5 protein-coding genes and 1 other RNA gene are annotated in these 6,000 nt (G+C 32.1%); 3 read left to right on the top strand and 3 right to left on the bottom strand.

What is annotated here, in order from left to right:
* Positions 1-54 precede the first annotated feature (54 nt).
* The gene (locus ACGLWY_RS18295) at positions 55-1,479 is read left to right on the top strand and encodes a TlpA family protein disulfide reductase (protein ID WP_396621124.1); all 1,425 of its coding nucleotides are present in this window, start codon (positions 55-57) and stop codon (positions 1,477-1,479) included.
* A 1-nt stretch (position 1,480) separates the two neighbouring features.
* Here ACGLWY_RS18295 and ACGLWY_RS18300 read toward each other — a convergent pair whose 3' ends face one another.
* Both ACGLWY_RS18300 and ffs read right to left on the bottom strand, forming a co-directional pair.
* Positions 1,481-2,284, bottom strand: a complete 804-nt coding sequence (locus ACGLWY_RS18300; protein WP_396621125.1) for an SDR family oxidoreductase — start codon at positions 2,282-2,284, stop codon at positions 1,481-1,483.
* Between the two features lie 206 nt (positions 2,285-2,490).
* Positions 2,491-2,589: signal recognition particle sRNA small type (gene ffs / locus ACGLWY_RS18305), an RNA gene on the bottom strand.
* 87 nt (positions 2,590-2,676) lie between these two features.
* On the opposite strand from ffs, the gene ACGLWY_RS18310 reads away from it, so the two are divergent.
* Together ACGLWY_RS18310 and ACGLWY_RS18315 are read left to right on the top strand one after the other, a co-directional pair.
* Positions 2,677-3,711 (top strand): glutaminyl-peptide cyclotransferase, encoded by a 1,035-nt coding sequence (locus tag ACGLWY_RS18310; RefSeq protein WP_396621126.1) that lies wholly within the window; start codon positions 2,677-2,679, stop codon positions 3,709-3,711.
* Positions 3,712-3,784: 73 nt separating this feature from the next.
* A complete protein-coding gene (locus ACGLWY_RS18315) occupies positions 3,785-4,624 on the top strand; it encodes a carboxypeptidase-like regulatory domain-containing protein (protein WP_396621127.1) in 840 nt (279 codons plus the stop codon).
* A 35-nt stretch (positions 4,625-4,659) separates the two neighbouring features.
* Here the strand turns inward: ACGLWY_RS18315 and ACGLWY_RS18320 are convergent, their stop codons facing one another.
* Complete coding sequence (locus ACGLWY_RS18320; protein WP_396621128.1) at positions 4,660-5,802, bottom strand: MFS transporter; 1,143 nt, start codon at positions 5,800-5,802, stop codon at positions 4,660-4,662.
* Between the last annotated feature and the right edge of the window lie 198 nt (positions 5,803-6,000).

Below are 6,000 nucleotides of genomic sequence, written 5' to 3' on the forward strand. Positions count from 1 at the left end.
ACACATACTTTTGTACATATAATTGTGTTTACTTAAACACTTTGATAAGGGATTATGAGATTACACTTTTTAAGTTTATTAATTATTTCAACACTGTTTAATTGTAAAAACGATGGCAATAATTCAGAAGGTAATTATGCTTATTTAGGAGGTGAGATTATTAATCCTAACAGTGATTTTGTTGTTCTATTAAAACATGATGTAGTAATCGACACCATAAAACTTGATAGCAAAAACAGGTTTCTTTATAAAATCAACAACCTAAAAGAAGGTTTATATACGTTTTACCATGGTGGCGAAACACAAATGGTTTTACTAGAACCTAAGGACAGTTTGCTATTTAGATTGAATACATTTGAGTTTGATGAGTCATTGGTTTTTACCGGTACAGGCGATAAAAAAAACAATTTCCTAATCAATGAATTTCTTGAAAATGAAATTCAGGAAAAAAAGATTTTTAAGTTCTGTCAATTAAACCCCGAGGCTTACGAAAACAGGGTGGACTCTTTAAAAGCATTTAAAACAAATAAATTAAACGCATTTAAAACCAAATACAACCCTTCTCCTCTATTTGATAAAATAGCAAAAGCCAACATAGACTACAGCTATTTTTCCAGTAAAGAAGTTTACCCGTTTGTACATCATGGAAACAACAAAGGAGACATTTTAAAGTCGCTTCCTAAAGATTTTTACAGCTATAGAAAAACTATTAATTACAATGACAGTTTCTTAAAAGAAAGTTACTCCTACAATTCTTTTTTAAAATATACCCTTAATAATTTAGCTCTAGAAAACCATATAGCCCACAGTAACGATGACACTTTTAAAAGAAACTCGTTGTGTTACAATTTAGATAGACTTAAGCTTATAGACAGCTTAATTGACAATGAGACTCTTAAAAACAAACTGCTTTATTATTTTACGGCGAACTATTTATCAAAAAGTACCAATACTGAAAGTAACGATGCCCTTTTAAGTGCTTATTTAAGTAAAAGCAGTGACGAAACAGATAAAAACGACATAAAACGTTTTGCTACATCTTTAAATAATTTAAAGGAAGGTGGTAATTTTCCTAATATCAAAATTGTTGATTATAAAAATACTGAATTTGATATCAACTCATTAATAAAAATGCCCACTGTAATATGTTTTTGGTCTAATGCATTCTACAATCATTTTAAAGAAAGTCATTATAGACTTAATGAACTTAAAGTTAAGTATCCTGAGGTCAGGTTCATAGTCATTAATATTGACGATTTCGAATCGGACAGACCTAAAACTTCATTAAAAGAAAACAGGTTTGAATTTAAAGATGAATATCAGTTTAAAAACCCAAAAGAATCTATAGAAGTTTTGGCTATTCAACCTATGACAAAAACGATTGTTGTAGATAAACATCAAAAAATAGTGTATAGCAATACCAATATTTTTTCAATGCATTTTGAAGAGCAACTTTTGGGGGCTATTAATAGGAAGTAGCCTATAATTTATAGTGCTTCATCAGCATTTTTTCATAAACCTTGTCTGGTAAAATACGCTTTAAAACAATTGAGAATTTCTGCATAAACTCCCCTACTTTGTAATGCCCTTTTGGATTTTCAGTATTTATAACTTTTAAAACCGCTTGCGCCATCATATTGGGGTCGCTACCATGATCAACATGTGCATTCATTAAGTTTAAAGTATCACCATACGGTTTTTTGTATGGCGAATTATCTAAAAGTGGCGCATGGTATCTTCCTGCGGCAATATTGGTTGCAAAATCACCAGGTGCAATGTTGGTCATTTTTATGTTGAAATCCTTCAATTCCATTCTAAAGGCCTCCGTAACCAGTTCTAGAGCACCTTTACTGGCACTATAAATACCCCTATACGGTAACCCCATGTATCCTGCAATTGACGTAATATTAATTATTAACCCAGAATGTTGTTGGCGCATTTGTGGCAAAACCGTTTTAATAACGTTAAGCGGTCCAAAAAAATTAGTATCAAAATTTGCTTTAATCTCAGCTTCAGGTATTTCTTCAATAGCACCTGTTATACCCGCTCCAGCATTGTTTATAACAACATCTAACCTACTCTCTTTATCAATAATTGCTTTTATGGTTTGTTGAATGGTTTCAATATGCTTAACATCTAATTCTAAAATAGGAAACTTGCTTTCTTTATAATTTTCTGGATTTCTACTGGTACCATATACTATAAATCCTTTTTCGGTTAGATATTCGCCTACCGATTTTCCTATTCCAGAAGAACCTCCTGTAATTAATACAACTTTAGACATAGTTCAATTGATAATTGATAATTGATAATTGATAATTGATAATTGATAATTGATAATTGATAATTGATAATTGATAATTGATAATTGATAATGTAAAATTAACAATGAATTTGACAATGGCGGTTAAAAAGAAAAAAATTGAAGAAAAGAAGATAAAATTTTACGCTTATTTTTATGAAGTTCCCATCTTCATGGGAATAAATAAAAAAAGGCAAGCTACCTACATCACACCGCTACGACCATTTACCTTTGCTGCGTTCCCGCCCTGGAGGATTCAACAGGAGCTGGTTGTGTAGGACTTGCCTATGCAAAGATACAACCTTTTAAAATTTTCACAATGATTTTTTAAACTGATTTTAAATAAATATCTTGCCCTAAATTTAATTTTCCAGATGAATACACTTAAACACTTATTAATCATTTCGTTAAACGCCATAATTATTTCCTGTGGTTCTAATACAGGTCATAATAAAAGTGATTTCAACATAAAAACCAATGCCATAAAAGGTGATATTTCTAATGATACAAGCTTAATTCTTTCCATCGAAAACAAAAAAAAACATCCTATCGATTCTGTAAGCTACACACTTAATGATAAAAAGATCAGTGATAAATCCGATTTAAAAACCCTTAAATTAGGAAAGCATACGATCAATGCCACTATATATTTTAATAATGAAAAACAAACAGCCGCTACAACTATTACCATTTTAAATAGTGAAGCGCCAAAAGTGTATACTTATAAAATTATTAATGAATATCCACACGACATTACTTCTTACACCCAAGGACTTGAGTTCTATAAAGGCAATTTATATGAAAGCACTGGGCAACATAAAGAATCGAAATTAAGACAGGTTGATTATAAAACTGGTGAAGTTGTGAAAAATATCAATTTAGCAGATGCTTATTTTGGCGAAGGGCTAACCATACTTAATGATAAAATTTACCAGCTTACATGGCAATCGGGTACTGGCTTTGTGTACGATGTTAATACATTTGAAAAACTAAATAGCTTTAAATATGGAAGTAGTAAAGAAGGTTGGGGCATGTGTAACGATTCCAATAAACTTTATAAAAGCGACGGCACCGAAAATATTTGGCTTTTAAACCCAGAAACCTTGGTTGAAGAAGATCATATACAAGTATATACCAACAAGGGGAAAATTATTGAAATCAATGAAATGGAATGGATTAATGGGGTTATATACGCCAACCGTTATCAAAAAGATGGTGTTGCCTTAATAAACCCTACAAATGGTGCTGTTATTGGCGTCATTGATTTTTCACCATTAAAAAAGTTAGTAACACAACATCAAGGTTTGGATGTATTAAACGGTATTGCCTACAACCCTGAAACCAAAACCATTTTTGTTACAGGTAAGCGATGGGATAAATTATTTGAGGTTGAAATTGTTGAAAAGTAAGTTTAACTCAACAAAACAGTCTATTTACTCATTCTAACTTTTAAAAAACCTTTTTCTTATAGTAATTTGAACTATGAGAAAAGTTATAAATATACATATCCCAAAACCTTGTAGCGAAAACTGGAATAAAATGACGCCAAACGAGAAAGGGCGTCATTGTGCTACTTGCAAAAAGACCATATTTGATTTTACGACCAAAACCGATGAGCAAATAATTAACGCTTTTGAGCAAAACAATAATCTTTGCGGACGCTTCAAGAATACACAATTACAAAGGGATATTGTTTTAAGTAGAAAAGATAAAAATAGATATGCTACCTTTTTAGCTTCTGGATTGTTTGCTTTTATTGGCTTAGGAAGTCAGTACATACATTCTCAAGGAAAACCTGACATAGTTCTAGTAAACTCCACAAAACCAAATATTATTATTGGAAAAGTTGCACCTCCCGCAGTTAAAGATAGTATTGTTGGGTTTGTTATAGATGAAAGCAGGATTCCTTTGCCTGGCGCCAATGTGTTGATAAAAGGTACTTCAATTGGCGTTATAACCGACTTCAATGGTAAATTTTCTATTAACGCAAAACCGGGTGATGTTTTATTAATAAATTATATTGGATATAAAACCAAAGCATTTGAAATTACCAAAGAAATCAATTATAATGTTATGCTTGAAATGTCTGAAATGGTATTGGGTGAAATGGTTACAGTCGTTGGAGGAGCATCAATAAAACCATCATACATATATACTACTGATGAATTGGAACGCAAAAGACAAAATAAATTTAGAAGAACCAATACTTTAGAATTTTATAAAAAACAAAATAAAGAACGGAGACAAAAAATTAGAAACGGGGAAATTGCCCGTACTAACGTTGGAAAATTCTTTTATAAAATCACCTCTATTTTTCGATAAAGTTTTATGCTCCATTAAATCTAACAAAAATAAGATTATTGATTTTTTTCCTGAAACTTAAAAAAAGCACGTGACACAGGAATAAACATCAACCCGATGATTATAAAAACAATAAAAGCATTTTTTAAATTAAATGCCTGTGCCAAATAACCTATTAGTGGCGGCCCTATTAACATACCAAAAATAGCATACGTAGTAATTATGGATATTGCCATGCCTGGCGAATACTTTTTTGAGGTTCCTGCCAGCGATAATGTTACAGGAAAAATAGCTGCCGTACCAAAACCTACAAAACAGAAGCCTAATAATGCTGGCCAAAAAAATGGGAATGCCACTGCAATTGCAATCCCCAAGGCTATTAATACCGAACTTAAAATGTACATTTTTTGCAAGCCAAATTCGTTGACTAACCTATCGCAAAAAAACCTTGAAAGTGCCATGGTGGTCATAAATATGAGGTAACCATAAGTAAACACTTCTTCTTTTACAACATCTTTAAAATAAACCCCACTCCAATCGAACATACCGCCTTCACAGATAGCTCCAAAAAATATCAATACACCCAAGTACAAAATAAACGGGTCTGGTTTTCCTATTATTAGTTTATTCCCTGTAGGCGATTTGTCTCCTTTTATAGTAAACTGATAAGTAACTAGAGCCATTATCAATCCTACTATTGAGATACTTAACAAGTGAATTTGAATTGAAACTCCCATTTTCACCATTAAAGTGGAAAAAGCAACACCTACTAAACCACCCGTGCTCCACAGTCCATGAAAAGCACCAACTACGCGTTTTTCAAACTTTTTTTGCAAGGTTATAGATTGTGTGTTTACCGATATATTTAAAATTCGCATACAAAACGAAAACAAACAAACCGATAATACCAACAATAATGGTGTCGTTGAAAAACCAATACATGTTAAGGCAATAGAGAAGAAAACAAACGATACAATAAGCGGTATACGACTATCAAATTTTGATACCAACCAACCAGAAATGGGTAGCCCAATTAAAGAACTTATAGGCATAGCCAAAAGAATGGTGCCAAGTTCGGCTTCATTCAAATTAAAAAAATCTTTTATGGTAGGAATACGTGATGCCCATGACGCAAAGCAAATACCTGATAAGAAAAAATAGACACTTAACGCTATGCGTTGTTTATCCTTTAATTCCATTATTGTTAGCTATCTCTAATTTAATACTCTTTTAAGCTTCCGAAAGACTTAATTAACTTGGTCTTTTCAAGTTGCAAAAATAGCATAACATTTTGGCTTTTCTAATATAAAACAAATTAATGCACGGGGCTCTGCGTACAAGGGCAATTGCTGATGCCCTGCAGGAACTCCAGGCCTATGGTAATGACGTGCGTACCG

The sequence above is a fragment of the Mariniflexile sp. HMF6888 genome (assembly GCF_044335535.1).
GTDB lineage: Bacteria > Bacteroidota > Bacteroidia > Flavobacteriales > Flavobacteriaceae > Mariniflexile.

Coding starts and splice junctions, on each gene's coding strand:
- ACGLWY_RS18295 (WP_396621124.1), top strand. CDS start 55: ATGAGATTACACTTTTTAAGTTTATTAATTATTTCAACACTGTTTAAT.
- ACGLWY_RS18300 (WP_396621125.1), bottom strand. CDS start 2,284: ATGTCTAAAGTTGTATTAATTACAGGAGGTTCTTCTGGAATAGGAAAA.
- ACGLWY_RS18315 (WP_396621127.1), top strand. CDS start 3,785: ATGAGAAAAGTTATAAATATACATATCCCAAAACCTTGTAGCGAAAAC.
- ACGLWY_RS18320 (WP_396621128.1), bottom strand. CDS start 5,802: ATGGAATTAAAGGATAAACAACGCATAGCGTTAAGTGTCTATTTTTTC.
- ACGLWY_RS18310 (WP_396621126.1), top strand. CDS start 2,677: ATGAATACACTTAAACACTTATTAATCATTTCGTTAAACGCCATAATT.